A 23,687-nucleotide genomic window follows, 5' to 3' on the forward strand; every position below is an offset into this window, starting at 1 on the left:
AAATAAAGCTAAGAGAGGATATAGAAAAATGAGCATAGTAAACGAATTAGTAAACCGTATAGATGAGACATATGACGTATCACAAATTGAAAAAGAAATTAAATTAGACAATATTGCGTTAAGTGATTTAGAACTATTGGCGACAGGTGGATATAGCCCCCTTACTGGTTTTTTAGGGAAGGAAGATTATGATTCTGTTGTAGAAACGCTTCGTTTAGCAAATGGTAGTGTGTGGAGTATACCGATTACATTACCGGTAACAGAAAAAGTCGCAGAAAGCCTGAAGGCTGGAGAGGAAGTAAAGCTTGTCAACAATGGAAATATATACGGTGTCATTCAAATAGAAGATATTTTTGTACCAGATAAAGAAAAAGAAGCGTTACTTGTATATAAAACAACGGATGAGGCTCATCCAGGAGTGAAAAAATTATATGAACGACCAAACGTTTACGTTGGAGGAACTATTATTCTAACAAAACGCTTTGAAAATAATCAATTTCCTTCTTATCATTTAGACCCAATTGAAACGAGGGAAGCATTTAAAAAACGTGGGTGGAAAACAGTGGTCGGATTTCAAACGAGAAACCCGGTACATCGTGCCCATGAGTATATTCAAAAATCTGCTCTTGAAATTGTAGATGGTCTCTTTTTAAATCCGCTCGTTGGAGAAACGAAATCGGATGATATTCCTGCTGATGTAAGAATGGAAAGCTATGAAGTACTTCTTCAAAACTATTATCCGAAAAATCGTGTCTTTTTAAGTGTATTTCCTGCTGCCATGCGTTACGCAGGACCAAGGGAAGCGATATTTCATGCGTTAGTAAGAAAGAATTTTGGATGTACCCACTTTATAGTAGGGCGTGATCATGCTGGAGTAGGAGATTATTACGGAACGTATGAAGCGCAAGAAATCTTCACAAATTTTACGATAGAAGAGTTAGGAATTACACCACTATTCTTTGAGCATAGTTTTTACTGCACGAAATGTGAAGCGATGGCTTCAACGAAAACATGTCCGCACGGAAAAGAAGATCATGTTATTTTATCGGGTACGAAAGTAAGAGAATTATTAAGAAACGGTGAGATTCCGCCAAGTACATTTAGTCGTAAAGAAGTAGTGGAAGTGCTAATTAAAGGCTTGAAAAAAGAAGTAGTAACAGAATAGGGAGAGAACGAGATGGATACGAATATTACTTGGCATACAGCTTCGGTTTCAAAAGATGAGAGAAGAGTGAAGAATGGACATCATAGTTTTGTAATTTGGTTTACTGGTTTATCAGCTTCGGGTAAATCTACAGTAGCGAATGCGGTCGCTCGTAAACTGTTTGAAAAGAATATTGGAAATTATGTGCTGGATGGGGATAACATTCGCCACGGTTTAAATAAAGACTTAGGATTTTCTGAAAGTGATCGCATGGAAAATATAAGACGTATTGGCGAAGTGGCAAAGTTATTTGTAGACCAAGGAGCAGTTGTCCTTACAGCATTTATTTCACCATTTCGAGTAGACCGCAAACAAGTAAGAGATTTATTAGCGGCAGATGAATTTATTGAAATTTTTGTGAAGTGTCCGATTGAAGAGTGTGAGAAACGTGATCCGAAAGGACTTTATAAAAAGGCAAGAAAAGGTGATATTAAGGATTTCACAGGTATTGATTCGCCTTATGAAGAGCCAGAGCAAGCGGAATTAATTGTAGAAACGCACAAATATTCTATTGAAGAATGTGCAGAACAAATCGTGAAGTACTTACAAGAGCGTAGTTTTATATAGGGGGATAAACAATGAGTTATGAAAAAGTATGGGCTAACAATGAAAAATTAAATCAGACCGAGAAAAATAAATTAGAAAAAGATGGCTTAGAAATTTTTAATGATATTCCTTACTATGCGGAAAATGGTTTCGAATCTATTCCGAAAGAAGAGTGGGATGCCTTTAAATGGGCAGGCTTGTATTTACAAAGACCGAAAGAAGCTGGTTATTTTATGATGCGGGTAAATATTCCGTCAGGGATTATTACAAATGCACAGGCAGAAGTACTTGCTTCTATCGCTGAAGATTATGGACGTAATGTAATAGATATTACGACGAGACAGGCGATTCAGTTTCACTGGTTAGAAATTCAGCAAATTCCAGATATTTTTAAAAGATTAGCAAGAGTTGGGTTATCTTCAGCGGGGGCTTGTGGTGATATAACGCGGAATATTACAGGTAATCCGCTTGCTGGCATTGATGCAAATGAACTATTCGATACAACGCATATTGTAAAAGAAGTATATGATTACTTCCAACATAATGAAGAGTTTTCTAACTTGCCACGTAAATTTAAAATGTCTATTAGTTCTAATATTTATAATTCAGCAAACGCAGAAATTAACTGTGTTGCATTTACGCCTGCAACGAAAGAAATAGATGGTGAGAAAAAAGTTGGTTTTCATATAAAAGTAGGTGGAGGATTATCAGCTCGACCGTATTTAGCTGATGAATTAGATGTATTCGTTTTACCAGAAGAAGTGAAGGCGGTGGCGATTGCGATTGCTACTATATTCCGTGATTTTGGATATCGTGAAAAACGTCATTTAGCTCGGTTGAAATTTCTTGTTGCGGACTGGGGAGCAGAGAAATTTAAAGAGAAACTAATAGAGTATACAGGGCCTTTACAAAGTAAAGGGGAAAGTGCACTCAAAGGATGGAATGCAGGCTATTTTTATGGTGTTCAAGACCAAAAACAAAAGGGATTAAAATATGTAGGTTTTAATGTACCGGTAGGTCGTTTACATGCAGAAGAAATGTTTGAGATTGCAAGAATCGCAAAGCAATATGGAAATGGACAAATTCGTACATGTAACTCGCAAAACTTCATTATTCCGAACGTTCCTCCAGAAAATGTAAAAGGATTACTTAGTGAACCGCTGTTTGAAGCGATATCTGCTAGCCCGAAATCATTTATTGGTCATGCGGTTTCATGTACCGGTATTGAATATTGTAATCTTGCACTAGTAGAAACGAAAGAAAGATTACGAAAAATTGCAGAATACTTAGATACACAAATTGCACTCGATGTTCCAGTTCGAATTCATATGGTAGGCTGCCCGAATTCATGTGGTCAACGTCAAATTGCTGACATTGGGCTACAAGGGGTGAAAATGAAAACGAAGGAAAAAGGTATTGTTGAAGCGTTTGAAATATACGTAGGTGGAACATTGTTAGATGGCGGTGCCTACAATCAAAAGTTAAAAGGAAAAATAGATGGCGAGGATCTACCTGATGTACTCGCATCATTTATAAGTTATTTCAAAGAGAATAAATTACCAGCCGAAACATTTTATGATTTTGTAGGTCGTGTTGGTGTAGACATATTACAAATAGCGTTAAATAACGTGTTAGAAGAAGTCATAGCGTCTTAGGGGGGACAATATGGATTTATATCGATTTGAAGCTGTATTAGTGAGTGATATTGTTCCGATTGTTGTTGTTGCTCAAAGTGAAGAACAGGCATTTAAGCTTGCGGAGATTGAGCTTGAAAAACATTTTTTACCGTTGCCAGAGGTAAAAGAGATTTCTTTGTTTGAAAAAAAGAAGATTCGAAAAGGTGCAGCATTTGTTATTCATGAGTAGAGATTAGTAATACGAAAAAATAAAAACTTCCATTCTTATATACGAATGGAAGTTTCATTTTAATAGTAGAAATGAGGAGAGATGATGGGGAAGGTTTATATTGTTGGAGCGGGTCCTGGCGATCCAGATTTAATTACTGTTAAAGGGTTGAAATGTATTGAGAAGGCAGATGTTATTTTATACGATCGCCTTGTGAATAAAGAGCTGCTTTCACACGCAAAGCCTGACGCGGATTTAATTTATTGCGGGAAACTCCCGAATTATCACACGATGAAGCAAGAAACAATTAATACATTTCTTATTAAGTATGCGAAAAAAGGGAAAGTTGTAACGAGGCTTAAGGGCGGCGATCCATTTGTATTTGGTAGAGGGGGAGAAGAAGCGGAAGCATTAGCAAAGCAAGGTGTACCATTTGAAATCGTCCCAGGTATTTCATCTGGAATAGCTGCACCTGCTTATGCTGGTATTCCAGTGACGCACCGTGATGCAAGTGCAAGTTTTGCTATTGTGACTGGGCATAGGAAAGAAGGTGCTGAAGAAGAAGTGAAATGGAAAAGTTTAGCGAAAGGTGTAGAGACTTTAGCGGTATATATGGGGGTTAGTAATTTGCCCTACATATGTGAGCAACTTATGAAGCATGGAAAAGATAAAAGTACGCCAGCTGCTATTATTGAGCAGGGGACGACGTCTATGCAACGCACAGTTGTTGGAACGTTAGGGACAATTGTAGATGTTGCGAAAAAAGAGCAAATTCAAAATCCGAGTATGATTGTAATTGGAGAGGTTGTCCGTTTTAGAGAAAAAATTCATTGGTTTGAGAAGCAGACAGAAAATGCTTATCAAGTAAGTGGAGTGTTGTAAAATGAAAGCCGTCTTATATATATGTCATGGAAGTCGTTTGAAGACAGCGAAAGAAGAGGCGATTCAATTTATTACATCGTGCATGAGCCGTATAGAAGCGACTATTCAAGAAGTTTGTTTTTTAGAGTTAGCGAATCCTTCTATTGAAGATAGTTTTCGTACATGTGTGAAGCGTGGGGCCACTGAGATTATTGCTATCCCTGTTTTTTTATTAGCGGCAGGTCATGTAAAAAAAGATATCCCTTTTGAATTGGAAAAGTTAACCAATCAATTTTCGGATGTTAAAGTGACCTATGGTAATCCGTTTGGTGTATCAGAAACACTTGTTAAATCGGTGTATAGCGGAAGTGGCATCGAACAGGAAGATAAAAATGAAGTGACGTTACTTCTTGTTGCAAGAGGGAGCAGTGATCCTGAAGTATTAAGAGATATAAACTGGATTGCTTCTTTATTTCAAACAAAAGAGAAGGTTAAAAAAGTAGAAGTTTGTTATTTAGCGGCTGCAGAGCCAAAATTTGAGGAGAAGTTAAAGGAAGTTGTAGAACGAAAAGAAAAGAACATCGTTGTACTGCCTTACTTGTTATTTACAGGTTTACTTATGAAACATATTGAGAAAGAAGTGCGCCAATATGAAGTGGAAGAGATAAAAATTAGTCCATATTTAGGGAAGAATGAAGCGTTTCAAGATATGTTAATTCAGAAAACGACGGAGTTATTGAAAGGAGATCAGTATGTATCCACTTACAGTGCGAGTTAATGAGAAACGCGTTGTTGTTATTGGCGGGGGAAAAGTTGCAGGATTTAAAATTATTCCTTTACTCAAACAGGGTGCGGATATAGTTGTGATAAGTCCAGAATTAGATGCGAATTTAGTAAAACTTGTGGAAGAAAAGAAAATTCGTTGGTATCAAAGAGAATATGAAAAAAGTGATATTAAAAGTGCTTTTTTAGTTGTTGCAGCGAGTAGTGATTCAATATTAAATGAACAAGTTGCTGAAGATGCCGCTGAGAATCAATTAGTAAATGTTATTACAAATCCGGAAAGTGGTAATGTTCATTTTCCGGCAGCGATTCATCGTGGTTTACTTAATATAGCAGTTTCTACTGGGGGAGCGAGCCCGAAGCTCGCAAAAAAAATTCGAGATGATATTGCAAATAAATATGATGAGACATATGAATCGTATTTAGATTTTTTATATGAAGTAAGGTTGAAGTTAAAAGATTTACAGTTAGAAAAGAGGGAACGAAATATATTGCTCCAAGAAGTGTTGAAATCAGTATATGTGCAAAATGAGGGGAAAAGAGAAAGTTTTTTACGTGAGTTAGAGGAAAAGGTTTTAAAATAATAAAAGATAAAGTGCGCTTTACAAATATAAAAATATAATTTATAATCACAAGTAACTTCAATAGATGAAATCGATGAGCAAGAAGAGTACGTATATTTGATGCGTTCAGAGAGCTGGGGTTAGGTGGGAGCCCGGTACGATAAAATATACAGAATGGGCTTGCGAGAGGTATGTTGAACATTGTAGTAGGCAACCCGGGTTCCGCCGTTAAAAGGATAGAGTATCGGAATTATTCCTGTACTTGAACAAGTGGGATTTATCAATCCAATTGAGGTGGTACCACGGTATTTACATTACATATATCGTCCTCTACATGCATATTTGCGTGTAGGGGACTTTTTTATTTTCTAAAGGAGGTGTGCGAGTATGAAATGAAAGTGTATAATTAACAAAAGTTTAAATATTCAGAAAAGGAGAAATTATGATGAAAGAAACACAGCAATGGACGTCGAAAATAGGCTTTGTACTCGCAGCAGCCGGAGCCGCAGTAGGTCTTGGTGCGATATGGAAATTTCCATATGTTGCAGGTAATGGCGGGGGAGGCGCATTCTTCCTTGTATTTTTACTATTAACTTTATTTATAGGTATGCCTCTTCTAATAGCGGAGTTTGTTATTGGACGTAGCACGCAAAAAGAGGCGGTTACAGCTTATAAAGTACTAGTGCCAAATAGCAAATTATATCCTTGGATTGGTCGTATGGGAGTTGTTACTTGTTTTAGTGTACTATCTTTTTATAGTGTTGTAGGTGGATGGATTTTACTTTATTTATATTATAGTGTGACAGGAAGTTTCTGGAATGGTGCAGCTGATTATGGACAATTGTTCGGTGAAACGATTTCAAATCCATTAAGTGCGATTGGAGCACAATTTATCTTTATGCTTTGTACGATTTTTGTTGTAAGTAAAGGTGTAGAGAAAGGTATAGAAAAGGCAAGTAAGTACATGATGCCGCTATTATTTATTTTATTTATTGCGATTATTGTTCGTGCGTTAACACTCGATGGTGCTTTTGCTGGAGTAGAGTTCTTCTTAAAACCAGATTTTTCAAAGCTTACAGCAGATACAATTTTATATGCGATGGGACAATCTTTCTTCTCGCTAACTGTAGGTGCCTCGGTAATGGTAACGTATAGTTCGTATTTAAAGAAAGAGGAACATTTAGCGAAATCGGCAACATCTATTGTAAGTTTAACTGTTTTTGTTACAGTACTTGCAGGATTAGCAATTTTCCCAGCGATTTTCGCATTAGGAGTTAAACCGACTGAAGGACCGGGATTACTGTTTATCGTCCTTCCAGCAGTATTTGCAAAAATACCATTTGGTCAATTTTTCTTTATTATGTTTTTAATTTTATTCTTCTTTGCGACTTTAACATCAGCAATTTCAATGCTTGAAATTGTAGTAGCATCTGTTGCGAAAGGTAATGAGAAGAAGCGTCCGTCAGTATCATTATTAATTGGTATTCTTATTTTTGCAGTCGGTATTCCATCAGCGTTATCATTTGGGATTATGAGTGACGTGAAAATATTTGGGAAAACATTCTTTGATTTAGTCGACTTTTCGGTAAGTAACGTATTGCTGCCGTTAGGAGTACTAGCTATTTCATTATTTGTACCAAATAAAATGAGTAAAGAGTTGTTGATGAAAGAATTAGAAGTGACGGAAACGAAAGGGAAAACGTTATTTAACATTTGGTTCTTCTTACTTCGTTATGTTATTCCGGTAACTGTAATAATTGTATTTTTAAATGCGATAGGTGTATTTAAAATGTTTGCATAAAAAAAGGCGGGGATCTCCCGTCTTTTTTTATGTTGATGAATGTAATAGACGATTATACGCTTTATAGGCTGTGGTGACTGCGAGGAATGAACCGATTAAAAATAAAACTGAGCCGCCAAATGTAAATATCCGGCCAATATACGTTTCTCTAGCTTCTTCTATTTTTTGTTGTAATTGCGTATTCATATGGATCACCTCGTAAACTATAGGCATTTAGTTATAGTCTATGTAGAATGCCTATATTGTGTGAAGTGTAAATGAAAAACCTCGGTAGGCACCGAGGTTTTTTATAATCCGATATAAGGAGATGGGTCAACTGCGTTTGTCTTGCCGACATTCCATTCTCCAAGATGAAGTTCGAAGTGTAAATGTTGTCCGTATGATTGGCCCGTATTCCCCATAAATCCAAGCTGATCGCCTTGTTTTACAGTTTGTCCATTCGATACAGAACGACTATTCATATGAGCATATACTGTCGTATATGTTTTTCCGTTTATACGGTGAGATAAATACACTACGTTTCCGTAACTAGATGATAATTCTGAGCGAATAACAACGCCATCTGCAGCAGCGATAATTGGAACCGTTCCCGAAGCAGCGATGTCAATTCCTTTATGGTTATCTAAAGAACGTACACCAAATCCGGAAGTTTTTGATCCAGCTGCTGGTTTGATAAAACCACCGATATTTGTATCATGTGGTGTTGGGGCCGCTTGAGCAGATTTAGTAGCTTGTTGTTTGCGAGCCTCTTCTGCCTGGCGGGCTTCTTCCGCTTTACGAGCTTCTTCCGCCCGTTTTTCTTCTTCAATTGCTTTTTGAACAGCTTGACGTTGATTTTCTAAAATGCCCTTGGATTCTTCTAATCCTTCAATCTCTGAATCTACTTTTGCTACTTTCGTATGTAGATCGTTAATAAGAGTTTGTTGCTGCTGTTGGTTATTTTGTAATTCTTGTTGTTTTTGTTCTAGTTTTTGTTCAGAGTCTTTCAGTTGTTGTTCTTTTTTCTCAACAGCCTCTTTTTCTGTCGTTACAGCATTTTGATCAGATGTTTGTTTTTTTACAATATCTGTATCGTTGTTTAATATTAAACTTACGGAGTACATATTATCAACAAGATCAGCAATGTTTGTAGAGTTTGTTAATACTTCTGTAATGATATTTGTACGCGGTTTTTCTTGCATAGATTGTAATCGTTGTTTAATAACTTCCTGACGTGTATCTATGTTTGTTTGTAATTGTTCTATATGTTTCTTTTTGTCAGTAATTACTTGTTGTGTTTTGCTAATTTCTTTTTTTGTATCGTTTAATTCAGTCTCATTTTTATTAATGGAAGTAGTTAATTCATCAATTTTCTTCTGTAATTCTTGAATTTCTTTTTCTATTTGTTCTTTCTCGACTGATTTATTTTGTAAGTCACTTTGTTTGCCTTCTAATTCAGATTGAATGTTAGATAATTTATCTTGATTCGTTTCAGCGTATACGGGTGAAAGTAACGGGGAAGCAAAAATCGTTCCTGCTGCTAAAACACTAAACGCTGCAAATTTCTTTTTCATTGTTGTCTGACTCCTTTCCCTATGAATGTTATATATCATAAGAAGAAGGGTGTCTATCGTTGTAATCATAATGTAAAGAAAATTTTATAAAATTGCTAAGTTTTGTCGGAATTTATCATTTTTCAACTGTAATTGTCATAGTGCTTACATTTTATTCATATGTGTAACAAAGGTATATTTTGGAATTTTCCTGTAAAATGAAGGAGGAAAGTAATCGTTTTTATGAGGTGAAATATTACTTGGAAAGCTAATAAAACACTAGTGAGGAATCGTTCTCATGTGAGGTTTTCTGACATGGGTCTACTTTTTGTCAAGAAAATTATTTGCGTTCGGGCAAAGTTATTTTGTTGTCAGATTTAAATTTTTGATTTATGATTTTTAACAGGGACAAAATGTAGTGAATTGTCGAATAATATGTAATACTCTTAATTTCTTAGTTTTATAGAGATAGAATGAGAGATAGAGTGACACATCGAAGAGGGGGTTACAACAAATATGAAAAGAATAGGACTAGCATGGCAAATATTAATAGGACTTGCGCTTGGTATTGCGGTTGGGGCGATTTTCTTTGGCAATCCAGCAGTGGTGAGTTATTTACAACCAATTGGTGATATTTTCATCCGATTAATTAAAATGATCGTTGTGCCAATTGTTGTAGCAAGTATTGTTGTTGGGGTTGCTGGTGTTGGCGATGTTAAAAAACTAGGTCGACTAGGCGGAAAAACAATTATTTACTTTGAAATCATTACAACAATTGCAATTATTGTCGGTCTATTAATAGCGAATATTTTCCAACCAGGAAAAGGCGTAAATATGGAGCAGTTAACAAAGACAGATATTTCGAAATATACACATACGACAGAGCAAGTACAAAGTCATTCATTTGCAGATACATTTGTAAATATTGTTCCAACGAACATTATGAAGTCGTTAGCTGACGGAGATATGCTAGCTATTATCTTCTTCTCTGTACTATTTGGTTTAGGTGTAGCAGCAATTGGTGAAAGAGGAAGACCAGTTCTTCAATTTTTCCAAGGTGTAGCTGACGCAATGTTTTACGTAACAAACCAAGTTATGAAATTTGCGCCATTTGGTGTATTTGCACTAATTGGTGTTACAGTTTCTACATTTGGTCTTGCTTCATTAATTCCATTAGGGAAATTACTAATTGTCGTATATGGAGCAATGATCTTCTTCGTCGTAGTTGTCTTAGGACTTACAGCGAAAATATTTGGAATTAACATTTTCCAATTCTTTAAGATTTTAAAAGACGAGCTGATTTTAGCGTATTCTACAGCAAGCTCAGAAACAGTTTTACCAAAAATCATGGAGAAAATGGAGAAATTCGGTTGTCCGAAAGCAATTACATCTTTCGTTATTCCGACAGGTTATTCATTTAACTTAGATGGATCAACTTTATATCAAGCAATTGCGGCTATTTTCTTAGCGCAAATGTACGGTATTGATTTATCTATTACACAACAAATTACATTGTTGCTTGTATTAATGGTTACATCAAAAGGGATCGCAGGTGTACCGGGCGTATCATTCGTTGTATTATTAGCGACACTTGGTACAGTAGGTATTCCACCTGAAGGCTTAGCGTTCATTGCTGGTATTGACCGTATTTTAGATATGGCTCGTACAGCAGTTAACGTTGTAGGAAACTCTTTAGCAGCTGTAGTTATGTCTAAGTGGGAAGGTCAATATGACGCTGAAAAAGGACAAGCTTATTTAAAAGAGATTTCTGAAAAGGGTCAAGCGGCTTAATTATAATATGAACAAGCTCTCACATAATATGTGGGAGCTTTTCTGTATATAGAAGAGGAGCAGACATAATGAAACGAAAATATGGTGACGGTTCTTCGTGGAAGAGACTAATAGAAAAGAGTTATACGGTTAAGCAAGTGGAAGAGGGAATGCTCGGAATACTGGATATAAAAAAGGTGAGAGAGCCTAGTTGTAAAGAATATGATGGTGAAGAACTTTGTATTGCAGCAAATCAGTATACGTGGATTCAATATTTCATAGACGGGAAAAACTTTGCGATTACCGCTATGTTAGATGATCAGAAAAAATTAGTGCAATATTATATCGATGTGGCGAAAGAATATAAAATAGACGATCGTGGTTTACCGTATTTTGATGATTTATATTTAGATGTAGTATTATTATCTAGCGGTAAGGTGTATGTATTAGATGAAGAGGAGCTAGAGGATGCTTATAAAAGTGGTGATGTCACGAAGGAAGAGTATGAGCTAGCTTGGCACACTACGAAATGGATATTAGCAACAATAAAAAATAGTGAATTTTATTGGATTTCAATATTGGAAGAAGAAATCGAAAAGTTAAAATGATTGTTGTATTCGAATTTTTGTATAATTACCAAAAAAATCTATACAAAAAATAATTGACTTTTGTTTTGTAAGCGAGTAAAGTTAGGGAAGAAATTATTATTAAAAAATAAATATGAAACCTTCTTATAAAGAGAGGCGGAGGGACTGGCCCTACGATGCCTCGGCAGCGGACTCGATTTCAGAGTGCTGTGCCAAATCCAGCAAGCGTGTGCTTGAAAGATGAGAAGAGTGTTTCTTATAGATGTATAAGACCTCTTCTCATCGGAAGAGGTCTTTTGTTATTCATTAGAAAAAGGTTGAAACTAGGGAGAGATGGTACTTTGAAAGAAACGAGAGGAAATGGTTTAGCTTTATTACCACTTGGAATATTTTTGGCGCTATTTATTGGTTCTGGAATTATTACAGGTGATTTCTATAAATTGCCGATACTTGTAGCGATTTCAATTGCTGTAGGAGTCGCTTTAGTGATGAATCGTAAAGAAAGTTTTAATGTGAAAGTAGAGCGGTTCGCTAAAGGTGCAGGAAATCCGGATATTATGATTATGGTATTAATTTTTGTGCTTGCAGGTGCGTTTTCTGAAACTGCTAAAGGAATGGGCGGAGTAGACTCAACTGTTAATTTAGCGTTAACTATTTTACCGCCAGGATTTATCGTAGCTGGAATCTTTGTTATTGGTGCATTTATTTCATTAGCGATGGGAACTTCAATGGGAACAATTGCAGCATTAGCGCCGATTGCTGTAGGTATTAGTGGTCAAACTGATATCTCAATTGCGCTTGCAATGGCTACTGTTGTTGGCGGAGCGATGTTTGGTGATAATTTATCATTTATTTCAGATACAACAATCGCAGCTGTTCGTTCACAAGGAACAGAAATGAAAGATAAGTTTAAAACGAACTTTTTAATTGTGTTACCAGCGGCTATTATTACAATTGTACTATTAGTAATAGTTACTTCAGGAAGTGACACGCAGATTAAAGCACATAGCTTTGATTGGATAAAGATTTTACCGTACGCAGGAGTACTTATTACAGCGCTACTTGGCTGGAATGTACTTATTGTATTAACTGGTGGAACTGTACTATCTGGTGTTATCGGCCTTATAGATGGAAGTTACACGTTAGAAAGTTTCTTTAAAAGTGTAACGACTGGAATGGGCGGTATGATGGAGTTAGTATTACTTGCTATATTAATTGGCGGTATGGTTGAATTAATCCAATATAATGGTGGTATTCAATATTTAATGAATGTATTAACACGTAATATTCGTTCGAAAAAAGGAGCGGAATTTGGTATTGCTGGTTTAGTGAGTATGACGAATATGTGTACAGCGAATAATACGATTTCAATTATCTTTACAGGCCCGCTTGCAAAAAATATTGCAGATCAATATGAAATAGATCCTCGTAAATCAGCGAGTGTATTAGATCTTTTCTCATGTTGTGTGCAAGGATTAATTCCGTACGGTGCCCAAATGTTAACGGCAGCAGGATTTGCAGCGTTATCTCCGGTTGAATTGTTGCCATATGCATTTTATCCAATCTTAGTTGGAGTATGTGGGATTGTTTCTATTTTAATTGGGTTTCCAAGGTTTTCGAAAGTAGCTGAGAAAAAAGAGTATCATAAAACAGCTTAATTTAATATGAATGTTAGTAATTAAAAAACGTGCAGAGAATAGACTCTGCACGTTTTTTTGCGTAAAGGGCTGAATATGACTCGGTCTTAAGTCTGAGTTAAAAACGGTTCTTAAGCTCGTTATGGAAAGATGAAAAAATAGTTAAGATAAGAGTATCAAATCGAAGGGAGGCAAGCACAAGATGAAACAATTTCTAGCGTTTATCGCAGCCGGTATTTTGGCTTTAATTGCTCTTGGTAGTCTTGCTGGTATTGTAGGATTCGCAATCGGAGCAGGAGTTGTATATTGGAGCTATAAATCATTTGTGCGAGCTAAATCATTTTTTGGAAAGTTAGCTTGGGGTATTGTTGGTTTAATCGGTTTATCCATTGCACTTTCTCATTCGCCAGCATTAATCGGTATCGCTGCTTTAGTGGTTTTATACTACGGATACCGTGAGTGGAAAAAAGAAAAAGATGTAGTTGTTGAATCTGCTCCAGAAAGTTCTAAACCATATAGTAACTTTGAAGATGAGTGGAACAAATTAATGAAAAACTAAAACAATAAATCAAATTATAAATAAAGTAGAAGAGAGGAAGATTTATAATGAAACAATCTTTATTCGGACGTGTACGCGATGCAATTTTAGCTGATTTTCATAACGTGTTAGATGAGAAGGAAAGAAAAAATCCAATTGCGATGTTAAACCAATATTTACGTGATAGTGAGCGTGAAATAACAAAAATTGAGAAGTTAATTGAGCGTCATAAAACATTAAAATCTAATTTTGCTCGTGAGCTTGAGCAAGCACGTTATTTCGTTAATAAAAGATCAAAGCAAGCTATCATTGCTCAAGAAGCAGACGAATTACAATTGCACGAACGTGCGTTAGAAGAGGTAGCTTATTATGAAGGGCAAGTAACTCGATTAGAAGAAATGTATGCAGGTGTTGTAGAGCAAATTGATGAGTTAGAGCGTCGTCTTTCTGAAATGAAAAATAAATTAAAAGAAATGCACGCAAAGCGCATGGAACTAATGGCACGTGAAAATATGGCACATGCAAATCGTCGTATGAATACTGCGATGCATAAAATGGATGAAAATAATCCGTTCTTACGATTTGAAGAGATTGAAGATCATATTCGTGACTTAGAAACTCGTATGAATGAAGAGCATGAGCGTGACACGTTTGATATGAAAATTGCAAAACTTGAGCGTGAAATGAAAGAAAAGAATGATGTATCGTTAACGAAAGAGTTAACAAAATAATAGTAGTATATTATAAAACAGGCTTATGATATAGTGATAGGAGAAAAGGTGTTGGAAAGCAATGCCTTTTCTTCTATGTATATGTGACAAGAAGGGGGGAGCTGAAATGAAGAAACATTTTTCAAAGACACAATTAATGGGGATGCTCCTCATCATATTTGGATTCGGTCTTTTTCTTGATATGATACTTGGACATTTTGAACCAGGTGGTCTCATTTTTGCATTTATTATGCTTATGTTTGGAAGGCATTATCGTAAAAAGAATCGTTATGTACGGGGAAATGTATTTTTATTTGTTGGTGGTATCGTATTTTTATTTTTCTTATTTTCATCAGCAGCATTTGTTCTTGTCGTATTTGCTTGTTTAGCTTTAATTGGTTATCAATTGATTCAACAAGGGCATCAGCAAAAAGCAATGAAGGTTGAAATTAAAGAAAAAGGGATTATAGACGAAGAGAAGCAAATATATCGTACAGAAACATATTTGAAAAATATGTTTGTAGGCAATGTACGAATGATGGATCATATTTATGAACTTGAGGATATTAATGTTCAATATGGTGCTTGTGATGTGGAAATAGATTTAACAACTGCTATGATTCCAGAAGGGGAAACGGTAATTGTTATTCGGGGTGTCGTTGGTAATATTCGTTTATATGTGCCATATGATATTGAACTTTCTTTAAATCATTCTGTTATTGTCGGACGTGTGCTCTTGCCAGGTCATGAAGAGACAGGGTTTAACCGCAATGTTACATTTAGAACAGAGCAGTATAAAGAGGCTCCTCGTCGTATTAAAATTATTTCTTCGCTTGTCGTAGGCGACACGGAAGTGAGGAAAGTATAATGAAGAAACAAAAAAATATTTCGTGGATGTATATTCGTTATTCTATGTTGTCCTCAGTTAGTATCGCACTCATTTGTACAATTGTATATGTATGGAAAAGCGAGCAACAAGTGTATGATTTATTATGGAAGGAATCCATCGCTTCTGTTCCAATTGGCTTGTTTATTATGACTACAAGTTTACTTATCGGGGGAATTGTAGGATATGCAATCGGTTATTATATAGAGCAGCGTATACAAGGATTAAATACTTTTCTATTTGAAGTAGAGCGAGGGAATTTTCCGAGCGATGTTTCGTTTACTGCAGATGATGAATTTCATGAAGTGGAACGAAAAGTAATCGTTCTGGCTCGTCGATTAGAGGAGCAAGCTGGACTCTTTCAAAAAGTAACGAATGAACGAGCTCATTGGAATGAAGAGATGAGACAAGAAGCGATTTCTCAAGAAAGGCATCGTTTAGCAAGGGAGTTGCATGATTCAGTAAGTCAGCAGCTTTTCGCAATGTCGATGATGATGTCAGCGATTAATGAACAAATAACTGAATTTCCAGAGGTGACAAAAAAACAATTGCAACTTGTTGAAAATATGGTTGTAAATGCTCAATCAGAAATGAGAGCATTGCTCCTTCATTTACGTCCTGTACAATTGGAAGGTAAGAAACTGACAGAAGGTATAGAGGAATTATTAACGGAATTATCGCGAAAACAACATATGAAAATTGAATGGCTTATTGAGCCAATAGAATTAAAAAAAGGTGTAGAAGATCATTTATTCCGTATTGTGCAAGAAGCGCTATCAAACACGTTGCGACACGCGAAGGCAAAGAAAACAGAAGTGCGCCTTCGAAAAATTGATCAATATGCGATTTTAAAAATCATTGATGACGGCGTTGGGTTTGAAGTAGGGGTTAATAAGGCTGGTTCATATGGCCTAAGATCGATGCAAGAGCGTGTTCATGAAATTGGTGGGACACTTAAGGTACTTAGTTTCCCGGCCAAAGGTACACAAATAGAAGTAAAAGTACCGATTATGATTGAGAGAGGGGGAGAAGTATGATAAAAGTATTGCTTGTCGATGATCATGAAATGGTTCGTATGGGTGTATCGGCATATTTATCTACACAGCCAGATATTGAAGTAGTAGGGGAAGCTGAGAATGGAAGAAAAGGATCAGAATTAGCATTGCAATTAAGGCCGGATATTATTTTAATGGACCTTGTTATGGATGAGATGGATGGTGTCGAAGCAACACGTGCTATTATTCAAGAATGGCCAGAAGCAAAAATTGTAGTTGTAACAAGCTTTTTAGATGACGAAAAATTGTATCCTGTTATTGAGGCTGGGGCGACCAGTTACTTATTAAAAACATCAAGAGCAAGTGATATTGCTGATGCTGTACGAGCTACTTATGATGGAGAAACAGTATTAGAGCCGAAAGTTACCGGGAAAATGATGTCCCGTATGCGTCAAAAGAAAGAGCAACCTTTGCATGATGATTTAACGGAAAGAGAGTTTGAGATTTTGTTATTAATTGCAGAGGGAAAAAGTAATCAAGAGATTGCGGACGAGTTATTTATTGCACTGAAAACGGTAAAGACACATGTGAGTAATATATTAAATAAATTGAATGTAAGTGACCGTACTCAGGCGGTTATTTATGCATTTAGGCATCAATTAACGAAGTGATAAAGTGAAACTTTAATCAGTGGGGAGGTTGTTCCTCTCCCACTGATTATCAGCCCTCACCAATCGGGCTTTTACGGGCAGTTAATGCGGGATAAAGTAAAACTTTAATTGGTGGGGAATTCCTCGCTGATTATTGGCTCGATACAATATAGATTTGGCATTAAAACAATTGAATGTTTTTATTGACGATAAATAATGTAAGCGTTATCATTTAGGTGTTAACAGTACATATAAAGGGGAGAATGTATATGTTAGTTCAAACTATATTCGGAATGGATAAGTCTAAAAAATTAGGGGATTATGTGAACGCATTACAAGCGCTTTGTGAACAATATAATATTGAAACAGATAAAATTGCGATTATTGAGGCAACAGAGGAATACTATTTATTTTTAGTAAAGCAAGAAGAGCGCTATGATGTTGTCAAGGTAGAAACAGTTGATACAAATATTGAATATTATACGAAGGCTTATAAAATAAGCAGTTTTAATCATGCTGCGTATCAAATGTAAAAAAACTCCCTTTTGGGAGTTTTTTTAGGAGGCTTTTACTTCGTGAGATTCGGTTACTAATGGAACTTTTTTCGTACCGCTTAACCTAGCCGTTGCAAGACCAATAAGACCTCCTACTAATGCTGGTATTAGCCAGCCGATTCCTTCATTATATAAAGGGATAAATTCAAAATATGGTGTGATAAATGAAACTGAAATACCACCTTGTTTTAATCCATCAAATACGCTCACTACAGCTGCTCCAATTAAAGCACCTACATAAACAGAGCGATATCCACCGAAGTATTTATGAAGTAATGATAGTAGTACGAGTACAATCGCAATTGGATACACAACAAGTAGAATTGGAACAGAGATTGCGATAATTTTCGTTAAACCTAAGTTGGCAACTAGTAATCCTAATGCGCAAATGATACTCGCGAACGTTTTGTATGAAAATGTAGTCAATAATGTTGAAAAATATTGGCTGCACGCAGATACGAGTCCAACGCATGTCGTTAAACAAGCGAGTGTAACGATAAGAGATAATAGGAGCAAACCGTATGGACCGAATAATTGTTGTACGATAACAGTAAGTAGCTGTCCGCCATTTTTTGCATATCCGAGCGAGACGCTAGTTGCCCCAAGCCAGCCGAGTGCACCGTATACAAGTACGAGCCCTGTAGCGGCAATAAGCCCTGCTTTTGCTGTGGCGATGGCAATGGACTTACGATCATTCACACCTTTAGAGCGAATTGCATTTACAACGATAATTCCGAATGCAAGTGCTGAAATAGTGTCCATTGTTAAGTAGCCTTCCATAAAGCCTTTGAAGATTGGAGAAGTTTGATACTCTTGCATCGCTGGTCCTGATTGCCCAAGTGGTGTAAATACACTTTTAACAAATAATAAGAAAATAGAGAGTAATAAAATAGGTGTTAATACATTCCCAATACGATCAACAAGTTTAGATGGATTCAAACTCAGCCAAAATACGATAGTAAAGAAGATGATTGTATATACAAATAGCACTAGGCTGCTAGAGCGGATTGTTTCTGGCAAGAAAGAACTAACCCCCATTTCATAAGCGACATTTGCAACACGTGGGATGCCCATGGATGGACCGATGGCAATGTATACAACTACTGTAAAGAAAATTCCGAATAATGGATGGGCATGACTTGCAAGTTGCTGCATTCCATTTCCTGATAGAGAAATTGCGATAACAGTAAGTAGTGGTAAGCCAACTCCTGTTAGTAAAAATCCAATCATTGCTGGCCAAAAGTTTTCACCTGCGTTTTGCCCAAGCATGGGAGGGAAAATTAAATTACCTGCCCCAAAAAATAAAGAAAATAGCATAAGACCCGTGAAAAAAATATGTTTTTTTGATACAGTGTTCATTGTTTTTCCTCCTTTTTCATTCATTTGTAAGAACACAAAAAACTCGTCCCTAAAGAAAGGGACGAGTTATATTTACCCGCGATACCACCCTAATTTACACATGTAGAAATAAATCTATATGTATACGGCTTTGCAACGTACAACATGATACGTGTTCCTTGTAACGGGGGACGGCCGGTAAGAACTTACTGTAACATTCGGTTCTACTTCTCGGAGATGATTTTCGGTTACGCACTGAACGTTGGCTTTCAGCAAATCGCCAACTCTCTGGGGAACAGTTCTATAACGTACTCGTTCTCGTCAATGAATTTTTATTCAAGTATTCTGACAGTATTGTTGCATGTTTTTTTTAGAAAGTCAATATGTTTTTTGGAAGATATATTTATATATGGAAATATCGAAAGTGATATTCGTTGTTGCAAAAGGAATAATGAATTGTAAAATTTATAGAGAAAGTTGATATTTATAGGAGTAAAGAAGGGATTGTTTGAATTTACAGAGAATAATACAACAATCCACTTGCTGGAAAGAACAAACCAAAAGAGGTGACTGAAATGCTTGCGATGGGAGTATTATTTGGCATTATTGCTATAATTGGTTTTATGTGGTTATATTATTCGCGTTCGTTTAAACAAGCAGAAGTTTTACTCTTTCAAAAAGGTAGTTTATTGACAAATCAGTCTAGATATTTAGTATGTCCGAAGTGTGGAAGTGCACAGGCCAGAAGTGGAGGATATCAAGAGTGTTGCAAAATTAGATTATGAAAGAAAGGAAGCCTCACATTATTTTGTGAGGCTTCCTTCCTTACAACTTCATGGCGCTCCAAATTGTCCATCGATCTCTTTCAATAATAGGAGAGACGTTTTGTAATGCGGTCTGTATATGTTGTAGAAGTTGAGAAAGTTCATCATCTGTTAACTCATATAGAATGGATCGACCTGTTCGAGGAGATAAATCTTGCAATAATGCTTCTACAGAATCATGTATTTTTCGTATTTCCCATTGTGTTTGTGCGGGAAGTACATGAAGAGAATGTTTTTGTAATTCTGTCTGTATAGTGTTGGTTTTTGGACGTCTTTTTGACTCTATTTCAATAAGTTTTGGAAATAGAGAGAAAAAATATCCGCGAATGTGTTCGGGACTTCCTGGAATTGTACAATCTTCAATTGTTCGATCTTGTAAAATAAGTACACCGTTTTTATTTAATATACGAGAAGCTTCACGTAAAAATGTAGCAATGTCTTGTAAATGATGAATAACTGCACGCGAAATAACTATGTCGAATGTTTCATTAGGGTATGGGATATTATGTGCATCACCGTGGATGAATGAAATGTTTGAAAAGTTGTTACAATTTTCTTTTGCAGCTTGTAATATTTCTTTTGAAAAATCAAGTCCCACAACATTTTTGGCTCTCATAAGAGCGAGTTCTTTCGTATAAATCCCACCACCACAGCCGATATCAATTATTTGCTTGTTTTGTATTTCTGTAATGTTTTTTACCATTTCAGCCCAAGAAATATGAGCGTTTCTTGTTGCATATGTGTACTTATTATTTTCATCATGAAAATTAATGGACATGATAAAGACCTCCTTTCAATGATTAGTATAGCGTATTTAATAGGATGTCACGTTTTTGTTTTATGTATGAAGATTATAAGGATTTCTTATCGTAAGAGGAGGATTAATTTGAAAGGGAAATATGTATTGGTGTTGTTGTTTGTTATGTTACTAGCAGCTTGTGGTCAAGTTGAGCCGAAAAAAGAAACAAAAAAAGTAGAAGAGACGGTGAATGAAGTGAAAGAAACAATAGGGGTAACCGTTATACAAAAAAAACATAAAGAGAAAAAGTTGCAGGAATCAGAAGCGAAGTTAGTAATAGACATTTTGAATAAAGCTGAGAAACAAGAAATAACAGGAAGCTTCGGTGAACCTGAATATGAAATACAAATTAGTAGAGATGGGAAAAAAGAAACTTATTATGCATGGTTAAGAGGAGAAGATAGACGAGGATGGGTGCAATATAAGAAAGCTATGTATATGTTGAATGAAAAAGATACGGAAAAGCTTTTGGATATATTTCCAAATGTCTCAGAACAAAAAGAAGATGAGATGCAGGTAAGCCCTTTAACAGAAGTAACAAAAAAAGATTTACAGATTACCGCATTTCATATTAAAACAGGCGATCAAAACGTGAATTATACGGTACGGTATACGATTTCACAATCACTATACAATAAGTTAGTGAAGGAGCAAGAATATTATTTGCAACTCAATTTTCCAGAAAAAGTTCAAAAATTAATTGGAGCAAAAGAGAGTGAAATAATTTTAGGTGAAAAAGTAAAGGAAGGGTATAAGCAATATGAATTGCATGCTACTGTTCTGATAAAAAGCGCTTCACAATCACAATTAAAATCATTAGAAACATATTACGAAAATTATGATTTGAAAATATTAAACAGTGAAAAAGAAAAAATAGGTGTGTTTCAAAATATAATTCAGATTGTTAAAGATTATGGTGAAAAAATGAATTTTCAAAGATAAAGTGAGCCTTTAATTAGCCCTTACGGATTGGAATGAATGTAAACTCGTCAAATCTATATGGCCTTTCCTAGGAAATGATAATAGAGAGGGGAAAGCACCCCTCTCTATTACTTTGCTTTTGCAGATGGCTCATTCATTGATTTTCGTGTAATAAGAAAAGAAATCATAAGAGCGGAAAGGATGACAAGGGCAATAAATACGTGATTGGGCAACAAATCTAATAATAATACGTAACTAACGGTATAAAAAATAAGAGTTGAAGCTAAAAACGATAGAGCACCTATTATAAGAGATTGTAAATTCATTTGTGTACACCTCCTTTTATTTATATTTTTGGCTGAAAATGGATTATATAAACATTATTTCTAACAATAGAAAAAAATATGTCATAATAGAGAAAAGAACAAGCTTTGATGAATGAATATGATTCATTAATGAGAGATAAAGGAGAGGAATATGAAAAATAATAAAAAAGGATTATGGGGAATTATTGTTGCGGTAGGTCTATTTTTACTGTCTAAGTTAAAGTGGGTATTTGCAATTTTTAAATTAGCAAAGTTTTCAACGGTATTTAGTATGTTTCTATCGCTTGGCGCATACGCAGTTCTATATGGTTGGAAATTTGGAGTAGCGCTCATTTATTTGTTGTTTGTTCATGAAATGGGCCATTTATGGGCTGCGAAAAGAAAGGGGATCCCGACATCGCCAGCAATCTTTATTCCATTTATGGGGGCCCTTATTGGAATGAAAGAGATGCCGAAAAATGCGAAAGATGAAGCTTACATTGCCTATATGGGGCCGCTTTTCGGACTTCTGTCATTTTTACCGGCGATACCGCTTTATATAATGACGAAAGAGCCATTTTGGGCGCTTGTTATTTTGCTTGGAAGTATGATTAATTTCTTTAATTTAATTCCCGTTTCGCCGCTAGATGGTGGGAGAATTATTTCAGTTGTCAGTACTAAAATTTGGGGAGCAGGCCTTATTTTATTACTTGGCTATTCAATTTACTTTAAAAGTATTTTGGGAGGATTTATTGTTATTATCGGTTGTATGGAGTTATATAGAGTAATAAAGAGAGATGAGCCGATTAAGGAATTAGGGCATAAAATTGATGGGATGAAAGAATATGTTACTAGGCTTGAAGAGGAATTAAAAGAAACGGGTGCTGTACATCGGACTATATACGTGATGCATCATGAGATGAATGCATTAAGACAAAGAGAACGGGAAAAAGAGTTACAAATAGGTGAACTTCAAAAAATGGAAGTGTTAGAGTATCTTTTACCGAAGTTCGAACCGTTAGATTATGTTCCATATGAAGATGAAAAAGATGAGTATACAATTCACATAAGGGAAGCATTTGAAGCGTCAGAAAGAAAATTAAATGAATGGAAAACAGAAAAGGAACAACAAGAAAACTATTATAAAGTGGATGCGAAAACGAAATGGACAGTATTTGCTTGTTATATCGGATTAATGATTATACTCGGTTACACAGCTTATGAAGGATATATTGTTTTACAAGAACATTTGCCAACGAGAAATGTATAGAAAAATATTGTCGAAATGATAGGAAGAATTAATACAGGAATTATATTTCTACGAGAGAATGTTACAAGTATAGTCATACGTTGTAATATTTTTAGTAGAGAAGGAGTTCTGTGTATGAAGAAATTGTTAAATGTATTAGGTATTATTATCGTGATGATCATTGCGAGTTATAGTCTTATGAAAGTGCTGTTACATTATGCGAATAAGCCTGCTGAGGTAAATACAATAGCTCAAATAGAAGATGTGCAAGAAGAGACAAAAGTGCTAGATTTTATTCGAATGACACATGAAAGCTATAATAATTTCTTAAATTATGGTAAAGCAGAGAATTATACAGACGGGGATTGGAATCAATTTAAGCAATGGTTTCAACAACAAGAACAATCTTTAAAAAATATACATACGGAAATAAAGAATGAAAAAATAAAACGCGATGTAAATAGAAGCTATGAAATTGTAAAAAAAGGTGTGGAACTTCAAAATATTGAGTATGTAGTGTATGCCCACCGTGTATATCATGACTTGGATATTATCGTAAATAAATATAGAGGTGAAACGAATATCTGGGGGTATACGGAGTTTGGCGATGGGAAAGATATAAAAGTAATCGAACAAGCTATACAAACAAAATAATAAGCTAGCTAGAATTCTAGTTAGCTTATTTTCTTTTGTAAATGCAATGTTCATATATTATTCACAAAAACACCGTGTTAATAGTGATTAAAATCACAATCTGCATTATAAGATTCAGTTAAACTAAAAACAGTT

The 23,687-nt window shown here is 35.5% G+C and carries 26 protein-coding genes, 1 riboswitch and 2 other annotated features; of the genes, 21 read left to right on the plus strand and 5 right to left on the minus strand.

Translation table 11 applies throughout. The features are described 5' to 3' along the window. Positions 1 to 28 precede the first annotated feature (28 nt). From sat to MHH55_RS01435, 8 genes are all read left to right on the plus strand, one after another. The gene (sat, locus tag MHH55_RS01400) at positions 29 to 1,165 is read left to right on the plus strand and encodes a sulfate adenylyltransferase (protein WP_000029491.1); all 1,137 of its coding nucleotides are present in this window, start codon (positions 29 to 31) and stop codon (positions 1,163 to 1,165) included. Positions 1,166 to 1,177: 12 nt separating this feature from the next. After that, positions 1,178 to 1,771, plus strand: a complete 594-nt coding sequence (gene cysC / locus MHH55_RS01405; protein ID WP_000380499.1) for an adenylyl-sulfate kinase — start codon at positions 1,178 to 1,180, stop codon at positions 1,769 to 1,771. A gap of 11 nt (positions 1,772 to 1,782) precedes the next feature. After that, positions 1,783 to 3,405, plus strand: a complete 1,623-nt coding sequence (locus MHH55_RS01410; RefSeq protein WP_000119620.1) for a nitrite/sulfite reductase — start codon at positions 1,783 to 1,785, stop codon at positions 3,403 to 3,405. 10 nt (positions 3,406 to 3,415) lie between these two features. Then, complete coding sequence (locus MHH55_RS01415) at positions 3,416 to 3,616, plus strand: DUF3906 family protein (RefSeq protein ID WP_000366918.1); 201 nt, start codon at positions 3,416 to 3,418, stop codon at positions 3,614 to 3,616. 84 nt (positions 3,617 to 3,700) lie between these two features. Then, the gene (gene cobA, locus MHH55_RS01420) at positions 3,701 to 4,477 is read left to right on the plus strand and encodes a uroporphyrinogen-III C-methyltransferase (RefSeq protein WP_000521257.1); all 777 of its coding nucleotides are present in this window, start codon (positions 3,701 to 3,703) and stop codon (positions 4,475 to 4,477) included. A 1-nt stretch (position 4,478) separates the two neighbouring features. Beyond that, the gene (locus MHH55_RS01425) at positions 4,479 to 5,234 is read left to right on the plus strand and encodes a sirohydrochlorin chelatase (protein ID WP_000648892.1); all 756 of its coding nucleotides are present in this window, start codon (positions 4,479 to 4,481) and stop codon (positions 5,232 to 5,234) included. Then, positions 5,209 to 5,823, plus strand: coding sequence for an NAD(P)-binding protein (locus MHH55_RS01430; RefSeq protein ID WP_000283356.1), 615 nt, complete (start codon positions 5,209 to 5,211; stop codon positions 5,821 to 5,823). The genes MHH55_RS01425 and MHH55_RS01430 overlap by 26 nt, the downstream gene beginning before the upstream one ends. 64 nt (positions 5,824 to 5,887) lie before the next feature. After that, positions 5,888 to 6,136 (plus strand) — a binding site (T-box leader). A gap of 111 nt (positions 6,137 to 6,247) precedes the next feature. After that, on the plus strand, positions 6,248 to 7,603 hold the full coding sequence (locus MHH55_RS01435; protein WP_139362410.1) for a sodium-dependent transporter: 1,356 nt from the start codon (positions 6,248 to 6,250) through the stop codon (positions 7,601 to 7,603). Positions 7,604 to 7,630: 27 nt separating this feature from the next. Here MHH55_RS01435 and MHH55_RS01440 read toward each other — a convergent pair whose 3' ends face one another. Together MHH55_RS01440 and MHH55_RS01445 are read right to left on the minus strand one after the other, a co-directional pair. Next, positions 7,631 to 7,789, minus strand: a complete 159-nt coding sequence (locus tag MHH55_RS01440) for a hypothetical protein (RefSeq protein WP_001096001.1) — start codon at positions 7,787 to 7,789, stop codon at positions 7,631 to 7,633. Positions 7,790 to 7,890: 101 nt separating this feature from the next. After that, the gene (locus MHH55_RS01445; RefSeq protein ID WP_000726086.1) at positions 7,891 to 9,156 is read right to left on the minus strand and encodes a murein hydrolase activator EnvC family protein; all 1,266 of its coding nucleotides are present in this window, start codon (positions 9,154 to 9,156) and stop codon (positions 7,891 to 7,893) included. A gap of 495 nt (positions 9,157 to 9,651) precedes the next feature. Here MHH55_RS01445 and gltP point away from each other — a divergent pair, with 495 nt between their 5' ends. The 9 genes from gltP (at position 9,652) to MHH55_RS01490 (ending at position 17,441) form a co-directional block, all read left to right on the plus strand. Then, positions 9,652 to 10,926 carry a glutamate/aspartate:proton symporter GltP gene (gene gltP, locus MHH55_RS01450; protein ID WP_000821134.1) on the plus strand — a complete coding sequence of 425 codons (1,275 nt, stop codon included), beginning with the start codon at positions 9,652 to 9,654 and terminating at the stop codon, positions 10,924 to 10,926. A gap of 68 nt (positions 10,927 to 10,994) precedes the next feature. Then, positions 10,995 to 11,513, plus strand: coding sequence for a DUF402 domain-containing protein (locus tag MHH55_RS01455; protein ID WP_000824667.1), 519 nt, complete (start codon positions 10,995 to 10,997; stop codon positions 11,511 to 11,513). A gap of 120 nt (positions 11,514 to 11,633) precedes the next feature. After that, positions 11,634 to 11,739, plus strand: a riboswitch (SAM riboswitch). A 94-nt stretch (positions 11,740 to 11,833) separates the two neighbouring features. After that, on the plus strand, positions 11,834 to 13,150 hold the full coding sequence (locus tag MHH55_RS01460) for a Na+/H+ antiporter NhaC family protein (RefSeq protein ID WP_000665496.1): 1,317 nt from the start codon (positions 11,834 to 11,836) through the stop codon (positions 13,148 to 13,150). A gap of 181 nt (positions 13,151 to 13,331) precedes the next feature. After that, positions 13,332 to 13,688, plus strand: coding sequence for a lmo0954 family membrane protein (locus MHH55_RS01465; RefSeq protein WP_000808640.1), 357 nt, complete (start codon positions 13,332 to 13,334; stop codon positions 13,686 to 13,688). Between the two features lie 47 nt (positions 13,689 to 13,735). Further along, on the plus strand, positions 13,736 to 14,398 hold the full coding sequence (locus tag MHH55_RS01470; protein ID WP_000814124.1) for a PspA/IM30 family protein: 663 nt from the start codon (positions 13,736 to 13,738) through the stop codon (positions 14,396 to 14,398). Positions 14,399 to 14,504: 106 nt separating this feature from the next. Continuing rightward, positions 14,505 to 15,245: a cell wall-active antibiotics response protein LiaF gene (gene liaF, locus MHH55_RS01475; protein ID WP_000716095.1), complete on the plus strand. Its 741-nt coding sequence runs from the start codon at positions 14,505 to 14,507 to the stop codon at positions 15,243 to 15,245. After that, on the plus strand, positions 15,245 to 16,300 hold the full coding sequence (locus MHH55_RS01480) for a sensor histidine kinase (RefSeq protein ID WP_000744329.1): 1,056 nt from the start codon (positions 15,245 to 15,247) through the stop codon (positions 16,298 to 16,300). Before liaF ends, MHH55_RS01480 begins: the two co-directional genes overlap by 1 nt. Next, entirely contained in the window at positions 16,297 to 16,929 is a 633-nt protein-coding gene (locus MHH55_RS01485; RefSeq protein WP_000598707.1) for a response regulator, read from the plus strand. Before MHH55_RS01480 ends, MHH55_RS01485 begins: the two co-directional genes overlap by 4 nt. A 242-nt stretch (positions 16,930 to 17,171) precedes the next feature. Further along, positions 17,172 to 17,441, plus strand: a complete 270-nt coding sequence (locus MHH55_RS01490) for a DUF3992 domain-containing protein (RefSeq protein WP_306292376.1) — start codon at positions 17,172 to 17,174, stop codon at positions 17,439 to 17,441. 24 nt (positions 17,442 to 17,465) lie between these two features. Here the strand turns inward: MHH55_RS01490 and brnQ3 are convergent, their stop codons facing one another. Then, on the minus strand, positions 17,466 to 18,821 hold the full coding sequence (gene brnQ3, locus MHH55_RS01495; protein WP_001099135.1) for a branched-chain amino acid transport system II carrier protein BrnQ3: 1,356 nt from the start codon (positions 18,819 to 18,821) through the stop codon (positions 17,466 to 17,468). A 54-nt stretch (positions 18,822 to 18,875) separates the two neighbouring features. Beyond that, positions 18,876 to 19,134 (minus strand) — a binding site (T-box leader). A gap of 241 nt (positions 19,135 to 19,375) precedes the next feature. On the opposite strand from brnQ3, the gene MHH55_RS01500 reads away from it, so the two are divergent. Next, positions 19,376 to 19,585 (plus strand): hypothetical protein, encoded by a 210-nt coding sequence (locus tag MHH55_RS01500; protein WP_000880630.1) that lies wholly within the window; start codon positions 19,376 to 19,378, stop codon positions 19,583 to 19,585. 40 nt (positions 19,586 to 19,625) lie between these two features. Here the strand turns inward: MHH55_RS01500 and MHH55_RS01505 are convergent, their stop codons facing one another. After that, entirely contained in the window at positions 19,626 to 20,402 is a 777-nt protein-coding gene (locus MHH55_RS01505; RefSeq protein ID WP_000026287.1) for a class I SAM-dependent methyltransferase, read from the minus strand. 108 nt (positions 20,403 to 20,510) lie between these two features. Here MHH55_RS01505 and MHH55_RS01510 point away from each other — a divergent pair, with 108 nt between their 5' ends. After that, the gene (locus MHH55_RS01510; protein WP_000677061.1) at positions 20,511 to 21,365 is read left to right on the plus strand and encodes a hypothetical protein; all 855 of its coding nucleotides are present in this window, start codon (positions 20,511 to 20,513) and stop codon (positions 21,363 to 21,365) included. 107 nt (positions 21,366 to 21,472) lie between these two features. On the opposite strand, the gene MHH55_RS01515 is transcribed toward MHH55_RS01510, so the two are convergent. Beyond that, positions 21,473 to 21,670, minus strand: coding sequence for a hypothetical protein (locus MHH55_RS01515; protein WP_001053356.1), 198 nt, complete (start codon positions 21,668 to 21,670; stop codon positions 21,473 to 21,475). Between the two features lie 151 nt (positions 21,671 to 21,821). On the opposite strand from MHH55_RS01515, the gene MHH55_RS01520 reads away from it, so the two are divergent. Together MHH55_RS01520 and MHH55_RS01525 are read left to right on the plus strand one after the other, a co-directional pair. After that, entirely contained in the window at positions 21,822 to 22,919 is a 1,098-nt protein-coding gene (locus MHH55_RS01520; protein ID WP_000794502.1) for a site-2 protease family protein, read from the plus strand. A 114-nt stretch (positions 22,920 to 23,033) separates the two neighbouring features. Next, positions 23,034 to 23,552, plus strand: coding sequence for a hypothetical protein (locus MHH55_RS01525; protein ID WP_000735227.1), 519 nt, complete (start codon positions 23,034 to 23,036; stop codon positions 23,550 to 23,552). Positions 23,553 to 23,687: the final 135 nt, after the last annotated feature.

The organism is Bacillus sp. FSL K6-2944 (assembly GCF_038005385.1).
In the GTDB taxonomy this organism is placed as follows: domain Bacteria; phylum Bacillota; class Bacilli; order Bacillales; family Bacillaceae_G; genus Bacillus_A; species Bacillus_A cereus.